General features: G+C 64.7%; 17 protein-coding genes. 8 read left to right on the top strand and 9 right to left on the bottom strand.

Going from position 1 to position 22,202, the window contains the following annotated elements:
• Positions 1–11 precede the first annotated feature (11 nt).
• Positions 12–551 (bottom strand): response regulator, encoded by a 540-nt coding sequence (locus ACIQYU_RS21565; RefSeq protein WP_207834010.1) that lies wholly within the window; start codon positions 549–551, stop codon positions 12–14.
• A gap of 116 nt (positions 552–667) precedes the next feature.
• Between ACIQYU_RS21565 and ACIQYU_RS21560 the strand changes: the two genes are divergently transcribed.
• The 8 genes from ACIQYU_RS21560 to ACIQYU_RS21525 all read left to right on the top strand — a co-directional run bounded on the left by ACIQYU_RS21560 (position 668) and on the right by ACIQYU_RS21525 (position 11,884).
• A complete protein-coding gene (locus ACIQYU_RS21560) occupies positions 668–2,605 on the top strand; it encodes a putative nucleotidyltransferase substrate binding domain-containing protein (RefSeq protein WP_233688021.1) in 1,938 nt (645 codons plus the stop codon).
• Positions 2,602–3,312: a PolC-type DNA polymerase III gene (locus tag ACIQYU_RS21555; protein ID WP_402802104.1), complete on the top strand. Its 711-nt coding sequence runs from the start codon at positions 2,602–2,604 to the stop codon at positions 3,310–3,312. Before ACIQYU_RS21560 ends, ACIQYU_RS21555 begins: the two co-directional genes overlap by 4 nt.
• 245 nt (positions 3,313–3,557) lie before the next feature.
• Entirely contained in the window at positions 3,558–4,076 is a 519-nt protein-coding gene (locus ACIQYU_RS21550; RefSeq protein WP_063914542.1) for an RNA polymerase sigma factor, read from the top strand.
• Positions 4,073–5,029: a FecR domain-containing protein gene (locus tag ACIQYU_RS21545; RefSeq protein WP_402802100.1), complete on the top strand. Its 957-nt coding sequence runs from the start codon at positions 4,073–4,075 to the stop codon at positions 5,027–5,029. Before ACIQYU_RS21550 ends, ACIQYU_RS21545 begins: the two co-directional genes overlap by 4 nt.
• 219 nt (positions 5,030–5,248) lie before the next feature.
• Complete coding sequence (locus ACIQYU_RS21540) at positions 5,249–7,654, top strand: TonB-dependent siderophore receptor (RefSeq protein WP_402802098.1); 2,406 nt, start codon at positions 5,249–5,251, stop codon at positions 7,652–7,654.
• A 56-nt stretch (positions 7,655–7,710) separates the two neighbouring features.
• On the top strand, positions 7,711–8,823 hold the full coding sequence (locus ACIQYU_RS21535) for a PepSY-associated TM helix domain-containing protein (RefSeq protein ID WP_402802095.1): 1,113 nt from the start codon (positions 7,711–7,713) through the stop codon (positions 8,821–8,823).
• The gene (locus ACIQYU_RS21530; RefSeq protein WP_063914538.1) at positions 8,820–8,999 is read left to right on the top strand and encodes a hypothetical protein; all 180 of its coding nucleotides are present in this window, start codon (positions 8,820–8,822) and stop codon (positions 8,997–8,999) included. Before ACIQYU_RS21535 ends, ACIQYU_RS21530 begins: the two co-directional genes overlap by 4 nt.
• 65 nt (positions 9,000–9,064) lie before the next feature.
• Positions 9,065–11,884: a dermonecrotic toxin domain-containing protein gene (locus tag ACIQYU_RS21525; protein ID WP_402802093.1), complete on the top strand. Its 2,820-nt coding sequence runs from the start codon at positions 9,065–9,067 to the stop codon at positions 11,882–11,884.
• Here the strand turns inward: ACIQYU_RS21525 and ACIQYU_RS21520 are convergent.
• The 8 genes from ACIQYU_RS21520 to glnE all read right to left on the bottom strand — a co-directional run bounded on the left by ACIQYU_RS21520 (position 11,845) and on the right by glnE (position 21,962).
• The gene (locus ACIQYU_RS21520) at positions 11,845–13,287 is read right to left on the bottom strand and encodes a lipopolysaccharide kinase InaA family protein (RefSeq protein ID WP_333957109.1); all 1,443 of its coding nucleotides are present in this window, start codon (positions 13,285–13,287) and stop codon (positions 11,845–11,847) included. The two genes, ACIQYU_RS21525 and ACIQYU_RS21520, sit on opposite strands and share 40 nt — an antisense overlap.
• The gene (locus ACIQYU_RS21515) at positions 13,287–14,039 is read right to left on the bottom strand and encodes a lipopolysaccharide kinase InaA family protein (protein WP_207833974.1); all 753 of its coding nucleotides are present in this window, start codon (positions 14,037–14,039) and stop codon (positions 13,287–13,289) included. The genes ACIQYU_RS21520 and ACIQYU_RS21515 overlap by 1 nt, the downstream gene beginning before the upstream one ends.
• On the bottom strand, positions 14,036–14,770 hold the full coding sequence (locus tag ACIQYU_RS21510; RefSeq protein WP_233688027.1) for a lipopolysaccharide kinase InaA family protein: 735 nt from the start codon (positions 14,768–14,770) through the stop codon (positions 14,036–14,038). The genes ACIQYU_RS21515 and ACIQYU_RS21510 overlap by 4 nt, the downstream gene beginning before the upstream one ends.
• A complete protein-coding gene (gene rfaP, locus ACIQYU_RS21505) occupies positions 14,770–15,576 on the bottom strand; it encodes a lipopolysaccharide core heptose(I) kinase RfaP (protein WP_207833964.1) in 807 nt (268 codons plus the stop codon). Before rfaP ends, ACIQYU_RS21510 begins: the two co-directional genes overlap by 1 nt.
• Complete coding sequence (locus ACIQYU_RS21500; protein WP_013970538.1) at positions 15,573–16,697, bottom strand: glycosyltransferase family 4 protein; 1,125 nt, start codon at positions 16,695–16,697, stop codon at positions 15,573–15,575. Before ACIQYU_RS21500 ends, rfaP begins: the two co-directional genes overlap by 4 nt.
• A complete protein-coding gene (gene waaC / locus ACIQYU_RS21495; RefSeq protein WP_207833956.1) occupies positions 16,697–17,755 on the bottom strand; it encodes a lipopolysaccharide heptosyltransferase I in 1,059 nt (352 codons plus the stop codon). The genes ACIQYU_RS21500 and waaC overlap by 1 nt, the downstream gene beginning before the upstream one ends.
• Positions 17,756–18,805 carry a lipopolysaccharide heptosyltransferase II gene (gene waaF, locus ACIQYU_RS21490; protein WP_063914530.1) on the bottom strand — a complete coding sequence of 350 codons (1,050 nt, stop codon included), beginning with the start codon at positions 18,803–18,805 and terminating at the stop codon, positions 17,756–17,758.
• A 223-nt stretch (positions 18,806–19,028) separates the two neighbouring features.
• A complete protein-coding gene (gene glnE / locus ACIQYU_RS21485; RefSeq protein ID WP_402802084.1) occupies positions 19,029–21,962 on the bottom strand; it encodes a bifunctional [glutamate--ammonia ligase]-adenylyl-L-tyrosine phosphorylase/[glutamate--ammonia-ligase] adenylyltransferase in 2,934 nt (977 codons plus the stop codon).
• Between the last annotated feature and the right edge of the window lie 240 nt (positions 21,963–22,202).

The raw sequence follows: 22,202 nt of genomic DNA, 5'->3' as shown, positions 1-22,202 counted from the left end.
CCACTCCTGCCCTACTCGATCTTCAGTTCTTTCTTCACCAGCTCCAGCAGCTTGTCCAGGTCCACCGGCTTCAACAGGAAATCCACCACCCCCAGGTGCATCACGTCCACCGCCTCTTTCACGTCGGTGTCGCCCGACACCACGATGATCGACAACGCCGCCCGCTCTGATTCACGAATCTTGCGAATCAGGTCCAGGCCATCCTCCGGCTGCATACGCAAATCCGTAATCATCAAGCCAATCCGTTGCTGGTAGTGCAGGTACAGCCTGGCTTCCTCGGCCCCATCCGCCCCGACGCAGTCGATCCCCCGGCTTTTCAGGTACAGGATCAACGCCTCACGGTTCACCGCATTGTCATCCACCACCAGCACCAACGGCTTGGCAGCCACGGGCGCGCTCGCCACGGCCAGTGCCTCGCGCTCGGCGTCGCTCAGGATGTCGCGTTGCTCAGGCATGCTCATCTCGTCAAAAAAATTCCGCTTCAGCATTAGGACCACAGAACTTGCGTAACCCGGTTTGCCTTTTGTCGGGTTTTTGACAGGGGCGCTCATAGACTTACGTCCAATGGGCACCACCCCGCTGCAAGCCGACCATGGAGGCAGAGAACAACATGGTCGGCACCTATATATAGATATATATAGTTCGGCACAGCGATACGGTCAGTTTCATGAGCAAAAAGGACGCCTACAGCCAGGCGGGCAGGACAGCAGTGCTGCAGAACATCCAGGGCACCCTGCAGTTCCTGCAGCGATTTCCGCCGTTCAACCAGATGGAACACAGCCACCTGGCCTACCTGGTCGAACAGTGCCAGCTGCGCTTCTATGCCAGCGGCGAGAGCATCGTCAAACCTGCCGACGGGCCGGTCGAGCACTTCTACATCGTCAAGCAGGGCCGCGTGGTAGGCGAGCGCCAGCACCTGGTCAAGCCTGGTGTGGAGACCACTTTCGAAATTACCAGCGGCGAATGCTTCCCGCTGGCTGCCCTGCTCGGCGAGCGGGCGACCCGCACCGAGCACCTGGCCGGTGAGGACACCTTCTGCCTGCAGCTGAACAAGCCTGCGTTCATCCGCGTGTTCTCGATGTCCGAAGTGTTTCGGGATTTTGCCCTGCGCGGGGTCAGCAGCCTGCTCGACCAGGTCAACCAGCAGGTACGCCAGCGCGCGGTGGAAACCCTCGGCACCCAGTATTCGTTGAACACGCCATTGGGGGAACTGGCCATGCGCCACCCGGTGGTGTGCAGCGCCGACACGCCCCTGCGCGATGCCGTGCGGCTGATGCATGAGCAGCAGGTTGGCAGTATCGTGGTGGTCGACCCGCAGCGCTACCCCACCGGTATCTTCACCCTGCGCGACCTGCGCCAGGTGGTGGCTGCGGCCGATGCCGACCTGGGCGCACCCATCGCGCGGCACATGACCGCCCAGCCGTTCTACCTCAGCCCCCAGGCCAGCGCCTTCGACGCAGCCATGGCCATGACCGAACGGCATATCGCCCACGTGTGCCTGGTTGAAAACAGGCGCCTGTGCGGCGTGGTTTCGGAGCGCGACCTGTTCTCCCTGCAACGGGTAGACCTGGTGCACCTGGCGCGTACCATCCGCCATGCGCCACGCCTGGACACCCTGGTATCGCTGCGCGGCGAAATCAGCCAGCTGGTCGAACGCATGCTCGCCCACGGCGCCTCGTCCACACAGATCACCCAGATCATCACCCTGCTCAACGACCACACCGTGTGCCGGGTGATCGAGCTGGCGTTGGCCGAACGCGGTGACCCGGGCGTACCGTTCAGCTGGTTGTGCTTTGGCAGCGAAGGTCGACGTGAACAAACCCTGCACACTGACCAGGACAACGGCATCCTCTTCGAAGCCGCCGACAGCGCCGAAGCCGACGCCATCCGCGTCCGCCTGCTGCCGCTGGCGCAATACATCAACCAGTGCCTGGCCCAGTGCGGCTTCACCCTGTGCAAGGGCAACGTCATGGCCGGCAACCCCGAGCTGTGCCTGTCGCGCAGTGAATGGGCGCGGCGTTTTGCCGGTTTTGTCCGCGAAGCCAGCCCGGAGAACCTGCTGGGCTCGAGCATCTATTTCGACCTGCGCGTGGTGTGGGGCGACGAGCAAGGCTGCGAGCAACTGCGCCAGGGCCTGCTGGACCAGGTGGCCGATAACCGCATCTTCCAGCGCATGATGGCTGACAACGCCTTGCGCCAACGCCCGCCGGTGGGCCGCCTGCGCGAGTTCGTGCTGACCCGTCAGGGCAACGACAAGGCCGCCACCCTCGACCTCAAGGTCCAGGGCCTGACGCCCTTCGTCGATGGCGCCCGGCTGCTGGCCCTGGCCAACGGCATCGGTGCCTGCAATACCCTGGAACGCCTGCGCCAGCTGGTGGCCAAGGGCGTGATCGAGGCACTGGACGGCGCAGCGTACGAAGAGGCCTACCACTTTATCCAGCAAACCCGCATGCAGCAGCACCAACGCCAGACCCGCGACAACCTGCCCTATTCCAACCGCCTGGACCCGGACAGCCTCAACCACCTGGACCGGCGCATCCTGCGCGAGTCCCTGCGCCAGGCCCAGCGCCTGCAAAGCAGCCTGGCCTTGCGGTACCAGCTATGAGCCTGTTTGCCTGGCTGCGCCCCAGTGCACCCGAACTGGACCATGCCACACGCCAGCGCCTGGCCCGGCTGCCCAAGGCCGCGCCACTGGGGGTGTGTACCCTGCGCGAGCAGCGCTGGGTGGTGCTCGACCTGGAGACCAGCGGCCTGAACCCCAACCGTGACCAGGTGCTGTCGGTTGGCGCCGTGGCCATCGAAGATGGCGCCATCGATTTTGCCCAACAGTTCGAACGCACCCTGCACCGACCTTTGCAGAAGACCAACGCCAGCGTGCTGATCCACGGCCTGGGCCCGAGTGCCCTGGCTGCCGGATGCGACCCGGCCGAGGTCTTGCTCGATTTGCTCGATTTCATTGGCAATAGCCCGGTGCTGGCATTCCATGCACCGTTCGACCAGCGCATGCTGGCCAGGGCGCTGAAGGAAAGCCTGGGCTATCGCTTGCAGTCGCCCTTCCTCGATGTTGCCGAGCTGGCGCCGATGCTCAACCCCGACACCGTGCTGCGCGAGGCCGGGCTGGATGACTGGGTGACGCGGTTTGGCCTTCAGGTGGAGGAGCGCCATCATGCCAGCGCCGATGCCCTGGTGACCGCCGAGCTGGCGCTGATCCTGTTCAGCCAGGCCCGGCGCCAACAGCTGGACAGCCCGTTGCAGCTGGAGCAGCGCTTGCGCGGGTGGCGCAGGCGCAAGGTGCACAATCACGGCCTGTAGCTTTGCGCTGCCCTTGCTGGCCTCTTCGCGGGTAAACCCGCTCCCACAAGGACTGCACTACCTTTGAAACCCTGGAAATACTGTGGGAGCGGGTTTACCCGCGAAGAGGCCAACACAGGCAACAAATCTGCATGACCTTGGATGCTAGCCATCCGATAAGCGTCCATTGCACCCACACCCTCCCCTCTGCAACAATCGCGAATAATTATCGTTAGTTAATACCTACGTTCCGGGGGGAACGCTGCTTGTCTTCTGCACAGAGCCCACACGCCGATCTGGTCGGTGCGCTGTACCGCGACCACCGCGGCTGGCTGCTTGCCTGGCTGCAACGCAGCATGGCCTGCCGCCAACGTGCCGAAGACCTGAGCCAGGACACTTTCGTGCGCCTGCTCGGCCGTGAGCAACTGGTCAGGCCCCGCGAGCCCCGTGCTTTCCTGGCCGCCGTGGCCAAGGGCCTGATGTTCGACCACTTCCGCCGCGCCGCGCTGGAACAGGCCTACCTGGCCGAACTGGCACTGATGCCGGAAGCCGAACAACCGTCCCCAGAAGTGCAGCACCTGATCCTCGAAGACCTCAAGGCCATCGACCGCCTGCTCGGCAAGCTGTCGAGCAAGGCCCGCGCAGCATTCCTGCACAATCGCCTGGACGGCATGGGCCATGCCGAAATCGCCGAGCGCCTGGGGGTTTCGGTGTCGCGGGTGCGCCAGTACATCGCCCAGGGCATGCGCCAGTGCTACGTGGCCCTGTACGGGGAGCCGACGTGAGCAGTGCACCGGTTTCGTCCCGGGTACTGGAAGCCGCCATTGCCTGGAAACTCAGCCTCGACAGTGGCAGCGGTACACCTGATGAGCGCAGCGAATTCATGCGCTGGCATGCAGCCAGCGAGGAGCACGCCCGCGCATGGCGCCAACTCGGCGCCATGGACCAGCGCGTCAGCGCCGCTGCAGTTCCCGCACGCCAGGCCCTGCTGCAATCGCGCGCCGGCCTGCGCCGACGTATCGGCAAGGTCGGCAGCGGGCTGGCCGGCATGTTTCTACTGGGCTCGCTGCTGGCCTGGGTCGGCGCACCATCGCTGGCACCCAGTTACTGGTTGGCCGACCAGCGCACCGCCACCGGCGAACTGCGTACCCTGCGCCTGGAAGACGGCACCTTACTGAGCCTGAACAGCCACACTGCCGTGGATATCGACTACGCAGGCGAGCAACGGGTGATCGTGCTGCACCAGGGCGAGATCTCGGTCGAAACCGGCCACCAGGACTCGCGCCCGCTGCTGGTACGCACCGAGGATGGCAGCCTGCGCCCATTGGGCACGCGCTTCCTGGTGCGCCGTGAGGACGGCGGTACACGCCTGGAGGTGCTGCAAGCCTCGGTCGCCGCCATGCCGCTGAACAGCGGCGACGAACAGGTGCTGCGTGAAGGCCAGCAGGTGCTGATGAACACCAATGGTCTCGGCCGAATCGGCGCGGTCCCCGCCGGTGCCGACGCCTGGACCCGCGGCATGCTGGTGGTGGACAACGTGCGCCTGGGCGATCTGCTGGCCGTGCTTGGCCAGTACCGCAGCGGTTACCTCGGGGTAGACGACGAGGTCGCCGACTTGCGTGTCACCGGCAGCTTCCCGCTGACCGACACCGACCTGGCGCTGGCGTCGCTGGTGCCGGCACTGCCGGTGAAGGTCGAGCGACATACCCAGTGGTGGGTGACCGTCGGTCCCAAGTAGTCCTGCACCGGCCTCTTCGCGGGTAAACCCGCTCCCACAGGATTGCACCAGCCTCAAAGCCTCCGCGATCCCTGTGGGAGCGGGTTTACCCGCGAAAGGGCCGGTACAGGCAAAAACCAACTTCAAATAATTCTCACTTTTTTTCAGATTCACCCTGTCACTTTTCAAATCTCGCTCGGCAAGGAAGCAGAACGCACTTATCCGTCGAGGAGCCGCTGCATGTCCCGTGCTGTTGATCGTATCCTGCGCCCCAGCCTGATGGCCCTGGCCATCGCCGTGGCCGCGCCATTGGCCAGCCCTGCCCTGTTCGCCGCCGAGCAATCCGCTCCACACGCCTACGACCTGCCCGGCGCCCCCCTGGCCACCACCCTCAACCAGATCGCCAGCCAGGCCGGCATCGCCCTGGCCATCGACCCGGCATTGGTCAGCGGCCGCACCTCGGCCCCGGTAAGCGGGCATTACGATGGCCTCGGCGCCCTGCAGGCGGCCCTGCGCGGCACTGGCCTGCAGCTGCAGCAAAGCAGCGTGGGCACTTACAGCCTGGTGGCCACGCCAGAAGGGACACTGGCGCTACCGGAGACTGCTATCAATGCGACTTCCAGCTATGAAAGCGCCTGGGGTAGCTCCAGCGGCTACGTGGCCACACGCACTGCCGCGGGTACCAAGACCGACACACCAATCGTCGAGACCCCACGTTCGATGACCGTCATCACTCGCCAGCAACTGGATGATCGCCAGGTACTCAACCTCAATGACGCCCTGCGCTACACCGCAGGCGTGCAAAGCAGCGGTTACGGTTCGGACTCGCGCACCGACTGGTTGCGTATACGCGGTTTCGAGCCGACCCAGTTCCTTGACGGCCTGCCGCTGCCCAAGGGCTCGTTCGCCAACCCCAAGGTCGAGCCATGGAACCTCGAACGCATTACCGTGCTGCGCGGCCCGGCGTCGTCGCTGTATGGCCAGACACCACCGGGCGGCCTGCTCGACATGGTCAGCCGCCGGCCGCAATTTGAAAGTGCGCACCAGATCGAAGCCCAGGTGGGTAGCAACGAACACCAGCAGATCAACTTCGACAGCACCGGCAAGATCGACGATGAAGGCAAGTTTCTCTACCGCGTAAGTGGTGTGGTGCGTGACAGCAACTCACCCGTCGACCACATCCCGGACAAGCGCTACAACATCGCACCTAGCCTGACCTGGAACATCGATGACGATACCAAGCTGACCTTCATCTCCCAGTACACCCGGGACGATACTGGTATCACCGGCCAGTTCCTGCCGCTGCAAGGCACCAAACTGGACGGACCGACCGGCAAGATTTCCCACCACAAGAACCTTGGCGAACCGGACTGGGACTTCTACGACCGCACTTACTACGCGTTGGGCTATGCCTTCGAGCACCGCCTGAACGACACCTGGCAGTTCCGCCAGAACCTGCGCTACACCAAGAGCGACCTGTCGTTCCAGGCCGTGCAGGTGGCAACCGTCAACAGCATCGACGCCGATGGCAACGTCAACCGCGAGTCGGGTATCGTCAACGAAGACATCAGCCAGTTCGCCGTCGACAACAACTTCCAGGCCGACTTCCAGACCGGCGACATCAGCCACACCGTGCTGCTGGGCCTGGACCATCAGCGTTCGAATACCAACTATCAGTGGCTGTATGGCATGGGCGTGCCACCGATCAACGTCAACCGCCCGGTGTATGGCGCCGACCTGTCGAACGTCACCTACTTCGCCATGCAGGACTTCCAGCAGAAAACCCACCAGACAGGCGCCTACGTCCAGGACCAGATGTCGCTCGACAACTGGCGCCTGACCTTGGGTGGTCGTGAAGACTGGATACACACCGGCGCTGTGTTCCATAACAGCAACGACGCCACCAATACCCAGCGCGACAAAGCCTTCAGCGGCAACGTCGGCCTGAGTTACGTGTTCGACAACGGCATTACGCCGTACTTTTCGTACACCGAGTCGTTCCAGCCGGCCAGTGGTGCCAACTTCAACTCCACGGAGTCGTTCAAACCGACCGAAGGCCGTCAGTATGAAGTGGGTGTGAAATACCAGCCCGTCGGGACTGACACCCTGCTCACTGCAGCGGTGTATGACCTGAAGCAGCAGAACGTCAGCGTCACGGAAGGCAGCATCACCCGCCAGGTGGGCGAACTGCAGGTTCGCGGCCTGGAACTGGAAGCCTCCACCCAGGTTACCGAGAACCTCAAGGCGATCGCATCGTATACCTATACCGACACCGAGATCCTGAAGGGTGACGACAAAGGCAATCGCATGGCGCTGATCCCGCGCAACCAGGCAACCCTGTGGGCCGACTACACCTGGCACAGCGGGCCACTGGACGGCTTCGGCATTGGCGGCGGTGTGCGCTACGTGGGTGACACCTACGGCAATACCGCCAACACCGAACTGGCCCATGTGGGCTCGTACACGGTGTATGACGCCTCGGTGCACTACGACCTGGGTAGCCTGGACAACAGCATGAAAGGCCTGACGGTAGCCGTAGAGGCGAAGAACCTGTTCAACAAGGACTACCTGGCCAACTGTGACGGTTACTGGTGCTACTACGGCGACGAGCGCAACGTGGTGGCCAGTGTCAATTACAAGTTCTGAGTGAACGGGGGCCGCTTTGCGGCCCCTGTGCCCATCAGGCATTAATCGGTACCGTGATGAAAAGCCCAACCATCCGCCGCTGGTCCGTGGTCCACACCTGGAGCAGCCTGGTCTGCACCCTGTTCCTGCTGTTGCTGGCAGTCACCGGCCTGCCGCTGATCTTCCACCACGAACTCGAACACCTGCTCGGCGACGCACCCGAACTGCGTGAAATGCCAGCAGGCACGCCACATCTCGACTTGCAGCAACTGGTACTCAAAGCCGAACAGCACCGCCCTGGCGAGGTCATGCAGTACTTCGGCCATGACAAGGAAGAACCCAACGGCGTGGTCGCCATCACCGCCGCCACCGCCGGCACCGACCCCAACTTGTCGCACACCTTCATGCTCGATGCCCGTACCGGCGAGGCGGTGGCCATGCCGGCCGCCAATGGCGGCTTCATGATGGTGATGCTGCGCCTGCACGTGGACATGTTCGCCGGCCTGCCCGGCAAGCTGCTGCTGGCCTTCATGGGCGTGCTGTTCGTCGTGGCGATCATCTCCGGCACCGTGCTCTATGCGCCGTTCATGCGCCGCCTGGACTTCGCCACGGTGCGCCACGACAAGTCCCGTCGCCTGCGCTGGCTCGACCTGCACAACCTGATCGGCGTGGTGACCCTGGCCTGGGCATTGACGGTAGGCGTAACCGGTGTGATCAGTGCCCTGTCCGACCTGGTCATCGCGGCCTGGCGCAACGACAGCCTGGCCGCCATGGTCGCGCCTTACCGCGACGCGCCACCGCTCACCCAGCGCGCACCAGCCTCACGCCTGCTGGAGATTGCCGAACAGGCCGCCCCAGGCATGCGCCCGGACTTCATCGCCTTCCCCGGCACGCGCTTCTCCAGCGAGCACCACTATGCAGTGTTCATGAACGGCGCCACGCACCTGAGTTCGCACCTGTTCACACCGGTTCTGATCGATGCCCGCACCCTGGCGGTTACAGCCGTCGGCGAACGCCCCTGGTACATGGACGCCATGGGCCTTTCGCAACCGCTGCACTTCGGCGACTACGGCGGTAGACCGATGCAAATCCTCTGGGCAGTGCTCGACGTGCTCACCATCATCGTGCTCGGCAGCGGGCTCTACCTGTGGTGGGGCAAACAGCGCAAACCCCGGGAGGCAAGGGCATGAGCCACCGGTCACGATCCTCTCGGCACATTTTCGCCTGGCCCACACTGATCGCCCTGCTCAGCTTCACCGGGTTGTTCGCCGCCTTGCTAGGCGACGGCCTGTGGGACAGCCTCGCCTGGCTTGGCCTTGGCGTCTCGGCGGGGTTGGGCCTCAAAGGCTTGCTGCCGCGTCGGTAGCCCGCTACCACCGCTGCGTTGCAGCGGGCCGCCATGGTTGGCTCCCTTGATCACGGAGCCCTGCCATGACCCCTTTGCAACGCCTCGAAACCCTGGATGCCAGCATCAGTGCGCTGCACCACGGGCAACCCACCCTTGTGGCCGGGCTGGCGCCCGCCCGGTTACGCCAACGTTTCTTCAACGACCTGGCGTTGTTCTGGAACGAAGCCCCCAGAGGCAGCCAGAGCAGGCGCCAACGGTTACACAAGCTGCGTCAGGAACAATTGCTGGCGGAACTGGAATTGCGCCTGGCCGACCAGACCCTGGATTATCAGCACATCAGCCTGCTGCGCACCTACCTCGAATTGCCGTTGCCCTGGCAGCGACCACATTTGCCCAGCGAGTTGAAGGCACAGGCTTACCGACCGGTATTCAGCAGCCTCAGCCCCCAGCGCAGGCTGGCCCTGCCAGGCACATTGATATTGGTAGCCGACGGCCCCGAAGGTAGCGATGCCATCCCGGGCAAAGTCACCGGCAAGGCGCTGCTCTGCAGCCTCGCCCACGGCATCGAAGGGTTTGACAGCCTTGCCGAGCTGCATGTCGAACTCTGCGAGCGCCTCGACGACTGGCTGCAAATCCAGCCCTTCCTGCAAATGCTGCCACGCACGGAGGACCAGCAATGGCTGATGCAAGCCGACCGCTTGCGCTATGAGTGGTTTGCCGACGATCTGGTGGCGCAGCAGGTACGCGACCTGACAGACTGCCAGCACCAGCGGCTGACACTGGCCTGGCAAGCCGCATGGCAACATGCCCAGCTACCTGACCTGGACAAGCTCGGAGCAACGCTGGCCAGCCAGCAGTCGCTCACCGGCTTGATGAGCAGCAAGCACGCCCTGGCTACACGTTACGCCCTGCTGCTCGAAAAGCACCTGCCAGCATGGCTGCGCAATACGCCCCCACAAGGCCTGGCGCATATCATGCAAACCATGCAGGAACTGGCCGGGGCTATCACCCAGGCCGCCGCACCAGGGCTGCTGACCCTGGACCAGTTTCGCGAACGCCACCACTTGCAGGCCTGGGTGCGTGCGCGGCTCGCCAAACAGCTGGCACGAACACTGGCCATCAGCATACCGCCGCAGCGCATCTGCATCAGTGTCACCCTGGCTCGTCGGCGCGGGCCTTTGCTCAATCCCCTGTCACCGTCCAGCTACATCGCCGCCGCCGCCCGCCCGCAAGTGGGCGACACCGTCGAAATGGTGGCGGTCACTTACCGCCTGGACGAACTGGCCTTGCTCAACATCAGCTGGTTCGACGTGGATTACTGGCTGACGGCACGGGTACACGACGACACTGGCGCCGCACTGGCGAACCTGTCCCCCGAACAGGTCAGGACACTGGTGCGCAAGCTCGATGCCGGCAGCGGCTATGAGCGCTACCTGCGCACACACCTGCTGGACTCCCCATCGGCCAACTGGCGAATGGAGGCCCACGGCAACATCAACCGGGCACGCATGCGCGCCGAGGCGGCCAAGGCTCGCTACGTCGGGCACTTCCTGCCCGGCCAGCAGGAGCAGGGTTACCACTGGGCCAAGGCAGTTGTCGACTACCCCGACAGCAGCCGCCGCCCGCCCATCGACGGGCAGCACATCGTCGTTCGCCAGCTGGTTGTGGACGGGCATACGCTGCAAGGCGTGCTGCTGCTCAATGCCGAAAGCCCCAATCAACCTTCGCTGGTGATCTACACGCCGGATGCACCAGACCGGCGTGCCTGGCGCGAATTCCGCAATGCCCGCGACATGCTGCGGGCAGTGCGTGGCAACCCCGCACTGCAACAGTATTTCATCCAGCGCGCCCCTGGCGCCGATGCCAGGCGCCTTGAAACGCTGTTCAGCAAGGGGCGCCTGGGGCCGCATGTGCAAAGGCCGATCATCCCCGGCAATCTGTTCAATGCCCTTTACCGGGCAGAGGTACATGCCTTGATCGCCGAGGCGGACACCAACAGCCGCAGCAATCGAGAAGTGCTGGGCGAGTTCGGCCTGGCCACGCTACGCCTCATACTCGACCTGGTCAGCTTGGTACTGCCGGCACCTGCCATGTCGGCGCTGGCGTTCGGACGCATGGGCATTTCCATATGGGACGGCTTCGAGGCCATGGAAAAGAACGACCATGAGGCAACCCTGCACCACGCCATCGCGGCGCTCAGCCATGCCAGCGACGGTCTCAACAGTTTTGCCGGCTCTACCTTGATGCGCCGGGCCCTTCGTGGTTTGCCGCCACAACCGCCCAGGCCATTGCCACAAACCCATGCGGCAACCGTCGACCTGGCCAAGCTGCGCTACCGGATAGAGGGGGTACATGGCGAACAGGTCTATGAGTACATCAGTGCCACACCCGGGCCCGATCGGTACTTCGTGAAGGACAGCCAAGGCCGGGTGTACAACGTCCATTTCGACGGCCAGCGCTGGCGTGCACTCGACCCGCGACAGCCTGACGCCTACGTACAGCTGCCAGTCAAACGCCTGGCCGACGGTTCCTGGGTGGTCGATTCGCCCGTGCTCTGGTACGACGGCTTGCCCGACATCGAGCAGTTGTTAGCGGACTGCCGCCTGGCCCCACCGCGCGAAGGTGTGCCAGTCGAAAGTGAAGCAGACCTGTTTGACGCCAACGGCCAGCTCTACCTGCAGTTGGCCGACAATCAGCTGCCGGTGCGCCGGCATCTGCTGGCCGGCCACTATCACCTGCAAATCGCCGGGCAGGCCCTGAGCACGGTCAAGGCCTGGGCCGTGCTGCGCCAGCAGGATGGCCAGTGGCGCATCCGCGTGCGCCAACCCGGCCGCAGCAGCGACTGGCTGGCACTGCCGGCGGACTACTCGGCCAGCTTGGGCAGCAACCGGTCCAGCCGCTGATGCAAGGCACTGCCACTCGGCCAGTTGCGCAGCAGCCGCGCCCGGTCACGGGCGTAGGCCGGGGCGAAGCTGAGCTGGGTGGCGTGCTGGCACATGGCATCGAGGTCGATCAGTGACCACTGGCCGTTGTGCCAGAACAGGTTGTGGCCCTTGAAGTCGCCGTGGCTGATGCGCTCGCGAATCAGTTGCTGCATCACATGCACCAAGGCATCCACCTGCTCCTCGGGCGCATCACCGTTGTCCACGTAGGGTGCGAAGCACTCGGCCAGGTCCGGGCCATCGACATACTCGGTGACCAGGTAGGCACGGCTGCGCAAACCCATCACCCGCTGCTCCAGCACTGCCAGCGGACGCGGCGTGGCGATGTCGAGGAATTCCAGGCGGTGGCCTTCGATCCATGAATGCCAGGCACGGCTCGGGCGCCAGAAGCGTTTGAACCAATGTGCGGTGTTCTTGATGTTGTAACGCTTGAGCACCAGCGTGCGCCCGCCAACCTCGATGCGCGCCACACTGGCCGCACCACCGGTCTTGTACAGGTGGCCCTGGTCGATCAATGCGTCGGCCTGCTCCAGCACCGGCAGCATGGCTTCGACCTCGCTGCGGCGGATCGCCCGCAGGCCGGAAAGGCTGCGCTCGACACTGAACAGGCTGCATTCACGGCCAGCCTTTTCCAGGTAGTCCTTCTGGCGCCAGCTGCGCACCTTGTCCACCTGCTTCTGCAAGGCTTCCAGCGGCAACGCATGCTCGGCATTGGCCAGCAGGTAGTGCACCAGCAGTTCTTCGATGAACGGCTCCAGGCGCTTGGGTAGCTGGGCGAAGAACACCCCAAGGTTTTCCAGCACACGCGGGCGCGACAGCTGCTGCCCAGGTGTTTCGGCCTTGATCCCGGCGCCGTCGATCAGGTACAGCTTGCCGCCGTGGCGCAGCAGGTTGTCCAGGTGCAGGTCTTCCTGCCACAGGCCCTGGGCATGCATGTGCGCCACCGCAGTGAGCGCTTCGCCCAGCACCAGGTGCTGCTCGTCGGCAAGCACCGGCAGGTTTTCCACTGCCGCCCAGGCATCGGCCAGGCTTTCGGCACCGTCGAGGAACTCGAACAACAGCCAGCCGCCTTCGCCTTCCTTGAGGCCGTCGGCCAACAGCTTCGGCGTGGTCAGGCCCTGCTCGGCCAGCAGCTTCACGCCTTGCAGTTCGCGCTGGAAATGCCGGGCAGCGTTACCACCGACCAGCAGCTTGGCCAGCACTGGGGTCCCGCGCCAAACGCCGGCGCCCACATAGCGCTGGCCCGGCAGCACGCGCAGCAGGCTGAGCAATTGCAGGTCAGCCGTGCCGGCGGCATCGGCCAGGGTGATGCTCAGGGGCAACGAGGGGTTGCGCCCGGCCTCTTTCAATTCAGACAAACGCATCAGCGGGCCTCTTTTTCACGACGGCGTTGCGTCAGGCGTTGCAGCCAGGTATCGACCAGCGTGCCATCGGCCGGCTGCGCCAGGTAGCTGGCCAGCAATGTACGCACATCGCCTTCGCTCCAGGCCGGGGCGCGACGCAGCAGCGGCTCCAGGTCCTTGAGGCGGTCACGCATGCCGAACAGCAGGGGTCGGGTCTTTTCCAGGTCGATCAGTTGCGCGTCCCAGCCATCGCGGCGCTGGCGCAGGAAGATGTGCTTGGGGTAGAAGCAGCCATGCACCTGGCCGGCACTGTGCAGGGTGCGCGCCAGCTGGCCGCAGGCCTGCAGCACGCCGTTGCGTTCAGCATCGCTCAGTTGTGGCCACCGGGCCAGCAGGCTGTCGAGGTCGGCCCATTCGTCCAGGGCGCGGGTCATCAGGATCGCCCGGTGCGTGCCGCCTTGCTTGCGCTCGCCGTAGAACACCGCCTGCAACGCCGGAATGTGCAGCTTCTGGTAACGGCTGATGTTGCGGAATTCGCGGGCGAAGGTCGGCTCGCCGAACGGCCGGTGCAGGGTACGGGTCAGGTAGTCGCTCTGGCGCTTGAGGTAGTAGCCCTTGCCTTCGAGCTCCAGGCGAAACACGCTGCTCCAGCCACCGCGACCGGTGTTCGGTTCGTCCACGGCATCCAGTTGCAGCGCCCACAGCGCCTCGAAGTCGTCCAGGCCATGGCGTTTGAGCAGCGCGAGGTCCGCGCTGGCCAGGTAATCGGTCATTCCCTTCCCTCGAAAAAGCTCACCACCTGGCGAATGCGCTTCTTGTCACGCACATTCAATCGGTCGCGGCCGCGGTATTGCAGGTAGAAACGCAGACGCTGGGTTGCCGACAGGTGGTATTTGGCCACTTTGTCCAGGCAGGCCAGGTCCTTGATCATCCGGTGCCGCCACATGAAGCCGCGCCAGAAATCGCCGGTGGGGCAGTCGATGAAGAATAGCGTGCCCTGATCGTCGACCAGCAGGTTGCGCCACTTCAGGTCGTTATGGGCGAAATGGTGCTGGTGCATGATCCGGGTGTGGCGCGCCAGCTGGCTGCTGACATGCCCGACCCAGGCACGGTCGGCCAGGCGTGCATCGTTGCGCTCGGCCAGTGCCGACAGGTCTTCGGTGCGCGGCAGTTCGCGGGTGATCATCGCGCCCCGGCCAAAGGCCAGGCCATTGCGCTCCAGGCCCCAGGCCACCACCTCGGCCGTGGGGATGCCCCACTTGTGGAACTGCTTGAGGTTCTGCCATTCGGCCTTGATTCGCGGCCGCCCCAGGTAGCGCCGCATGTGCTTGCCGGCCCCGGTGTAGCGCTTGACGTAGTAATTGACCCCCTCACGCGTGATCCGCACCACCTCGCTGAGCGGGTCGCGGGTCAGGCGTTCGCCTTGCAGGGCAAATACCGCATCGAGGCTGCCGAAGTCCACCGCCAGGTGTTCGTAGCCCGGCGCCAGTGTCCACCCCGCCATCAGAGTGCATCCCCATAGCGTTGCTTGCGGTCGTAGAGTTTCTGCGCCTTGCGCTCCAGCCAGGCGAGCAGCGCGGCTTCCTCTTTCAGGATCTGCCGCAGCGGGCGCTGGAAGTAGCCGCGCAGGAAGCGCAGCTTGTCGCGTTGGGTCAGGCCGATGTCCAGGGCCGAGAAGTACAGCGCGGCCAGGTCCTTGTCGCGCCAGCGGCGGCTGATTTTCGCCCGGGTCTGCGCGCGGTGCAGGTCGATCACCGACAGTTTGAAATCTTCCGCCGTCACCGGGCGGTCGGTGTGCAGCAGGAAGTGACAGATGTAGCAGTCGCGGTGGTTGACCCCGGCGCGGTGCATGCCGCCGGTCATCTTCGCCACCTCGGCGATCAGCGCACGCTTCAGGCGTGGCTCCGGTGGCTGCCTGACCCAGTCGATGCTGAAGTCTTCCAGGCTGATGGTCGGCGCCAGTTCCTCAGTGATGATGAACGAGTGCTGAGCGGCCGGGTTGCTGCCCCGCTCGCCATAGGCGACGGCAGTCATGGTCGGTACGCCAACCTGGTGCAGACGCTGGATGGCCTGCCATTCCTGGCCGGCGCCGAGCACCGGTAGCTTGGCGGTTAGCAGGTTCTTGAAGATCTCACCCCAGCCGATGCCGCGGTGGATCTTGACGAAGAAGCCCTCGCCAGCGACCTCGGTGCGCAGCGTGCGACGCCCTTCCAGCTCGCGATAGACCTCGCCTTGCAGCGCCTCCACGGCGTCGAAGGCATCACGCCCGGCCCACAGGCGCTTGAACGGTTCGGCCAGTATCAGCTTCATGCAGACTCCTGCCCCAGGATCACGTCGGCAGCATGTTGCGGCATGCTGTACAGATCGGCGGTTTCAGCAAACGCCAGGCCGTTGCGCGACCAGCTGGCGCGGGCCTGCTGGTCTTCGAGCATACGCTGCAGATAGCCATTGAGTTGTTCCTGCTCGAACGGCTCGTCCAGCACCAGGCCGCTGTCGGCCTCGGCAATGTAGTGGGCGTAGCCACACACCTTGGAGACCAGCACCGGCAGGCCAGCCACCAGCGCTTCGAGCAGCACCGTGCCGGTGTTCTCGTTGTACGCCGGGTGAATCAGCAAGTCGGCGCCCAGCAGGAAGCGCGGGATGTCGCTGCGGCCCTTGAGGAACTGCACCTGCTCGCCCAGGCCCAAGGTAGCGCTTTGCAGCTGGAACACCTTGGGGTCATCCTGGCCGATCACCATCAGCCTGGTGCGCTTGCGCAGGGCCGATGGCAGTGCGGCCAGGGCCTTGAGGCTGCGGTCCACGCCCTTGGTCTTGAAGCCCGAGCCAATCTGCACCAGCAGCAGGTCGTCATCGCCCAGGTTGAATTCCTTGCGGAACTCGGCTCGGATTTCGCCGGCGTTGGCCGGCGCGCGGCGGTCCTGGGAAATGCCCGGTGGCAGCAAGTGGAAACGTTCCACAGGGGTGCCGTAGTGCTTGATGAACAGCGGCTGCTGCACTTCGGAAATCATCAGTACTTCGGTATGGGCGTCCTTGGCGAACACCGCACGTTCGTACTCGGCAAAGTGCCGGTAGCGGCCCCAGCGGCGGTACAGGCCGCCACGCAGGGTCTGCGCCTTGTCCTCGAAACAGCCGTCGGCGGCGTAGTAAACGTCCAGCCCGGGCATCTTGTTGAAGCCGATCAGGCGGTCGACCGGGCGCTTGGCCAGGTCGGCGGCCATCCAGGCGCTGAGCTTCTCGTTGCGGCGGTGGTTGAAAATCGCCTTCACCGGCGCCACCAGCACTTCGAAGCCCGGCGGAATGTCACCCTCCCAGATCAGCGTGTACACGCGAATCTGGTGGCCCCGCTTCTGGCATTCCAGGGCAATGCGCATGAAATCGCGCTGCAGCCCGCCGAAGGGGAAATACTTGTAAAGCACGAAAGCCAGTTGCATCAACGGACATCCTCAGCCAGCAGCAACGCGCTCAAGCGGCTCGCCACATGCTCGGGATTCAGGCGAGTGAAGCACAGCGGCCACTCGCGTTTGAGATCGAACCGGCGCAGGTCGTCGGCGCTCGGTTTGTAGGTGCACTTCTTCTGCAGGCAGGGCGCGCAGGGCCAGTCACTGGCCTGGTGTATCTGGGTCCGTCCGTAGGCGCCGGTCAGGCCCGGGTTGGTCGGGCCGAACAGCGAAATGGTGGGCACATCGAGTGCCGCCGCCAGGTGGCCAAGGCCGGTATCGACCGCCACGCAGGCTTTTGCCGCCGCCAACACGCGAGCGACGCCGGCAAGGTTCAATTTGGGGAGTACCTGGCAATTGTTCAAGCCCTGGGCGATGCGCTCGGCCCGAGCCTTTTCGGCCGGGTTACCCCACGGCAGGCGCACCTCCAGCTTGCGCCGGCCCATGCGTTCGGCCAGTTCGCGCCAGTAGGCTTCGGGCCAGTGCTTGGTCGCCCAGGTGGTGCCATGCAGGAACACCACATAGGGGGCGGCTGGCGGTAATTGCAGGCGCTCGAGGTCGAGGCCGTAGTTGCCGATGCCTTCCGGCAGGTCGTAGGCCAGGGCCATGGCAAACAGCTGGCGCACCCGCTCCACCGCATGCTGCCCGGTGGCAACCGACAAGCGCCGGTCATAGAAGCGGCTGGCCCAGCCTTCACGGGCCGAGTAGCGGTCCAGGCCAGCTACCGGCGCCTTCACGTAGCGGGTCAGCCAGGCCGACTTGACCAGGCCCTGGGCGTCGATCACCAGGTCGTACTTGCGCTCGCGTACTCGCTGCTTGAACGCCTTCCACTCGCCACTCTTGATGGTTTGCCAGAGGTTCTTGCGCCAGCGGCGGATGGCCACCGGGATCACCTGGTCGACCGCCGGGTGCCAGCCGGGGATTTCCGCGAAGCCTTCTTCCACCACCCAGTCGAAGCGGATGCCCGGGATAGCGTGGGCGGCATCGGTAAGCGCCGGCAAGGTGTGGATCACATCACCCAGCGACGAAGTCTTGATGATCAGTACCCGCACTTAGTCGACCTCGGCCACGGTATCGATCAGGTCCGGCCCGCTCAGGCTGTGCAGGGCGGCAATGACTTTGCCCGGTTCCAGCAGGCGCAGGCAGTTGTAGTGGCCGAAGCGGCAGGTGCGGTCGAAGCACGGGCTGCACTCGATGCCGGTGCGCACCACCTCCACGTGCTCGGCCAGCGGCGGGGTGAAGCCTGGCGAGGTCGAGCCGTACACCGCCACCAGCGGGCGGTTCAGCGCGGCGGCCACGTGCATCAGCCCGGAGTCGTTGGACACCACGGCATGGGCGCAGGACATCAGGTCGATGGCCTCGGCCAGCGAGGTTTCGCCGGCCAGGTTGGACGATTCTTCTCGCAAGCCCGGGATCAGCCGATCGCGGATCTGCTCACCGACCGGGTGATCGTTCTTCGAGCCGAACAACCACACCTGCCAGCCCTGGCGGATCATCGCATCGGCCACGGTGGCGTAGTGCTCGGCCGGCCAGCGCTTGGCCTCGCCGAACTCGGCACCGGGGCACAGCGCCAGCACCGGGCGGTCCAGCTCCAGGCCGAACTTGGCCAGGGCAGCATCACGGCTTTGCGCTTCGATCTGCAGGCTGGGGCGCGGGTACGGCTGCGGCAGCTCGGCGCCGGGCGCGTAGGCCAGGGCCATGAAGCGCTCGATCATCAGTGGGTAGCGGGCCTTGTCCAGCTTGCGCACGTCGTTGAGCAGGCCGAAGCGCATTTCGCCGCGCCAGCCAGTACGCTTGGGGATACCGGCGAAGAACGGCACCAGCGCCGACTTCAGCGAGTTGGGCAGCAGGATGGCCTGGTCGTACTGGCCGGCCAGGGACTTGCCGATGCGTCGCCGCGTGGCCAGTTCCAGCGCGCCGTGGCCGAGCGGGAAGCTCAGGGCCTGACGGACCTCGGGCATGCGTTCGAGGATCGGCCGGCTCCACTCGGGGGCCAGCACATCGATCACGCAGTCGGGGTGCTGCTGTTTCAGGCACTGGAACAGGGTCTGCGCCATCACCATGTCGCCGACCCAGCTGGGGCCAATGATCAGTATTCTCATGCTTAGTCCAGAAACGCTCGGGGAGGCTGCAGGCTGCGGTACAGCCTGGCCTCCCCTCTTTATATTCAGGCTATGTGGCGGACAGTGTACCACTCAGGCATATCCGTCGCTGATTGCAGACCCTGTGGGAGCGGGTTTACCCGCGAACACCGGCGAAGCCGGTGCCAGGCAACGCGTGGCCTTCTTCGCGGGTGAACCCGCTCCCACAGGGTTGGCGGGGCCTTCAGGTAAGGCCCAGTTCACCCCAGATCCGCCGCACTTCGCGGCGCTCATCGGCAAACTGCGCCGCATCGATCACCCCGGCCTGCTTTTGCAGGGCCTGGCGGTGCGAGGCCGAGCGGAACGCCTTGTACACTTCACGCAACAGCACCGCGTCACTGGCCGGCATCAACCCTGCCTGCTCCAGCTCTTCCAGAATGCGGATGTTATCGGTCCATCGAAGTATGGCCGGATGGTCGTGAGACCAGGCCAAAGCGGCGTATTGCACCATAAATTCGATATCGACGATACCGCCCGCATCCTGCTTGATATCGAACGGTACACCGGCCTCGAAGGCATTGGCCGCGGTACCGGCAGCGGTAGCCTTGGTGCCGAGGTTATCGCGCATCTTGGCGCGCATTTCGCTCACTTCGCTGCGCAGCTTTTCCAGGTCGCGGGCCTGGCCCAGCACCTTGGCGCGCACGCCTTCGAATGCAGCGCCCACCTGCTTGCAGCCCACCAGTACCCGGGCGCGCACCAGGGCCTGATGCTCCCAGGTCCAGGCTTCGTTCTGCTGGTAGCGCTCGAACGCGCCCAGCGAGCTCACCAGCAGGCCCGAGGCCCCCGACGGGCGCAGGCGCATGTCCACGTCATACAGCTGGCCCGAGTTGGTCTGAGTGGCCAGCAGGTGAATGATACGCTGGCCCAGCCGGGTGAAGAACTGCGCACTGTCGATGGGCTTGGCGCCGTCGGTTTCGGCCTGCGGGTCGCCATCGTGGATGAATACCAGGTCCAGGTCAGAACCGTGGCCCAACTCCAGGCCGCCCACCTTGCCGTAGCCGATGATGATGAAGCCTGGGTCACACAGGCTGCCGTCGCTACGCTTGGGCTGGCCGTGGCGAGCCACGGTCTGGCGCCAGGCCAGGGCCAGCACCTGGTCGAGGATGGCTTCGGCCAGCCAGGTCAGGTAGTCGCTGACTTTCATCAACGGCAGGTTGCCGCTGATTTCCGAGGCGGCCACGCGCAGGCTGTGGGCCAGCTTGAAGTGGCGCAGCGCCTCCATTTGCTGTTCCAGGTCGTCCTCGGGAATGCGCGTCAGGCGCTCGCGCAGCTCGCTGGCCAACTCCGGCGCCAGTGGCGGGCTGAACAGGCGGCCTTCGTTGAGCAGTTCGTCGAGCAGCAGCGGGTAACGGGCAATCTGCTCGGCAATCCACGGGCTGGCGGCGCACAGGGTCAGCAGGCGGCGCAAGGCGCCGGGGTTTTCGGTGAGCAACACCAGGTAGGCAGAACGCCGTGCCACGGCCTCGACCAGCGGCAGCACGCGCTCGAGCACCAGATCGGGGTTGTCATGTTCCACAGCCTGGGCCAGCAGCCGTGGGATAAAGGCGTCCAGGCGTTCACGCCCGATCCGTTGCATGGAACGCAGCTGCGGGCTGGAGCGCAGCGCGGCCAGGCGCCGCAGGGCTTCGGCGGGCTGCTGGAAACCGGCCTCTTGCAGCTGGCGGCCAGCGGCATCTTCATCCTGCGCCTGCTCCCACAGCGGCGACCATTCTCCCCCCACCACCAGTTCGCCCTCGCCGTCTTCATCATCCGGGTCGGCGATCACCTGGCGGAAGTGCCAGTCAATGCGGCCACGCCAGTGCGTCAGCTGGTCATGGAAGCTTTGCCAGTCGGCATAACCGAGCATGTAGGCCACCCGCGCCTGATCGGTCTCACTGTCCGGCAGCATCTGCGTCTGACGGTCGGCAATGGCCTGGATGGCGTGCTCGGCATAACGCAGGAATTCATAACCTTCGCGCAGTTCGGCAACCACGGCCGGTGGCAGGTAGCCCTGGCCTTCAAGGGTGGCCAGCACTTTCAGCAAAGGCCGCTGCTGCAAGCTGAGGTCGCGCCCGCCGTGGATCAGCTGGAAGGCCTGGGCGATGAACTCCACCTCGCGAATGCCCCCGGCACCCAGCTTGATGTTGTCGGCCATGCCCTTGCGCCGCACTTCCTGCTGGATCAGCTGCTTCATGGTGCGCAGCGCTTCGATCGCGGAAAAGTCCAGGTAACGGCGGTACACGAACGGCCGCAGCATCTCCTGCAACTGCGCACCGGCCGCCTGATCACCGGCCACCACCCGCGCCTTGATCATCGCGTAGCGTTCCCAGTCACGGCCCTGGTCCTGGTAGTACTGCTCCAGGGCATTGAAGCTGAGCACCAGCGCGCCGGCCGAGCCGTACGGGCGCAGGCGCATGTCGACACGGAACACGAAGCCGTCGACGGTGACCGGGTCCAGTGCCTTGATCAGGCGCTGGCCCAGGCGGGTGAAGAACTCCTGGTTGTCCAGCGAGCGCTTCACCCCTTCGGTTTCGCCGCCTTCGGGGAAGGCGAAGATCAGGTCGATGTCCGACGACAGGTTCAGCTCCACCGCGCCCAGCTTGCCCATGCCCAGCACCACCATGTGCTGCGGCTGGCCGCTGCGGTTGCCGACAGGCGTACCGAACTGCTGACAGTGGCTCGGGTACAGCCATTGGTAGGCTTCGTCGATGGCGGCATCGGCCAGATCGGACAGGTCGCGGCAGGTTTCGCCCAGCGCGGCCTGGCGGGTGATGTCGCGCCAGATGATGCGCATCTGCTGGCGGTTGCGCTCGCGGCGCAGGTTGCGTGCCAGCTCGTCCTCGCTCTGCGCCGCCTGGGCGGCTGCCGCGATGTGACCGCGCAGTTCGCCTGCGGCGTAACGCCGGTCCAGCTCGCCACTGGCCAGCAGGCCGAACAACATGGCCGGCTCGCGCCGGGCCAGGCCGAGCACGAAGTCACTGGCGGCGGCAACCTGGTCGAACTGTTGCCGGTGCAGCGGGCTCCAGGCCTGCAGGTCGAGTTCCGGGTGGGCAGCCACGGCATCGCTGATGAATTGCTGGTTGCGCGCGACCAGTGGTTGCAGGGTAGCGGGCAGATCGGACGGCAAAGGTAGGCGCATGGTCTATCCTTGATCGGCGTGAAATAGAGGGGAAGAAGCGGCCAAGGGGAAGCCGGACCACGGTTGGACTGTCGTACAAAAGTTGGAAATAGCTGAAATGAACGAAAAAATGGCAACAACCATCAAGAATTACCCGCTCGCGACACAACGCCAACCAACATGAACGTTTTTCCTCACAAGCCAGCATGCGACGAAACGTCGCACAAATGTAGTTTTACTACTACCCGTGTCGTGTAAAAG

This window comes from Pseudomonas sp. NPDC096925 (assembly GCF_044762545.1).
Classification (GTDB): Bacteria; Pseudomonadota; Gammaproteobacteria; order Pseudomonadales; family Pseudomonadaceae; genus Aquipseudomonas.
The sequence above is the reverse complement of the archived record's forward strand: the minus strand, read 5'-3'. Positions and strand labels throughout refer to the sequence as shown.

Excerpts from the sequence above, each read along its gene's own strand:
- ACIQYU_RS21540 (WP_402802098.1), top strand. The coding sequence starts at position 5,249 with ATGTCCCGTGCTGTTGATCGTATCCTGCGCCCCAGCCTGATGGCCCTG.
- rfaP (WP_207833964.1), bottom strand. The coding sequence starts at position 15,576 with ATGAAGCTGATACTGGCCGAACCGTTCAAGCGCCTGTGGGCCGGGCGT.
- ACIQYU_RS21510 (WP_233688027.1), bottom strand. The coding sequence starts at position 14,770 with ATGGCGGGGTGGACACTGGCGCCGGGCTACGAACACCTGGCGGTGGAC.
- ACIQYU_RS21500 (WP_013970538.1), bottom strand. The coding sequence starts at position 16,697 with ATGCAACTGGCTTTCGTGCTTTACAAGTATTTCCCCTTCGGCGGGCTG.
- ACIQYU_RS21560 (WP_233688021.1), top strand. The coding sequence starts at position 668 with ATGAGCAAAAAGGACGCCTACAGCCAGGCGGGCAGGACAGCAGTGCTG.
- ACIQYU_RS21530 (WP_063914538.1), top strand. The coding sequence starts at position 8,820 with ATGAGCCACCGGTCACGATCCTCTCGGCACATTTTCGCCTGGCCCACA.
- waaF (WP_063914530.1), bottom strand. The coding sequence starts at position 18,805 with ATGAGAATACTGATCATTGGCCCCAGCTGGGTCGGCGACATGGTGATG.
- glnE (WP_402802084.1), bottom strand. The coding sequence starts at position 21,962 with ATGCGCCTACCTTTGCCGTCCGATCTGCCCGCTACCCTGCAACCACTG.
- ACIQYU_RS21515 (WP_207833974.1), bottom strand. The coding sequence starts at position 14,039 with ATGACCGATTACCTGGCCAGCGCGGACCTCGCGCTGCTCAAACGCCAT.
- ACIQYU_RS21555 (WP_402802104.1), top strand. The coding sequence starts at position 2,602 with ATGAGCCTGTTTGCCTGGCTGCGCCCCAGTGCACCCGAACTGGACCAT.
- ACIQYU_RS21535 (WP_402802095.1), top strand. The coding sequence starts at position 7,711 with ATGAAAAGCCCAACCATCCGCCGCTGGTCCGTGGTCCACACCTGGAGC.
- ACIQYU_RS21565 (WP_207834010.1), bottom strand. The coding sequence starts at position 551 with ATGAGCGCCCCTGTCAAAAACCCGACAAAAGGCAAACCGGGTTACGCA.
- ACIQYU_RS21520 (WP_333957109.1), bottom strand. The coding sequence starts at position 13,287 with ATGCGTTTGTCTGAATTGAAAGAGGCCGGGCGCAACCCCTCGTTGCCC.
- ACIQYU_RS21525 (WP_402802093.1), top strand. The coding sequence starts at position 9,065 with ATGACCCCTTTGCAACGCCTCGAAACCCTGGATGCCAGCATCAGTGCG.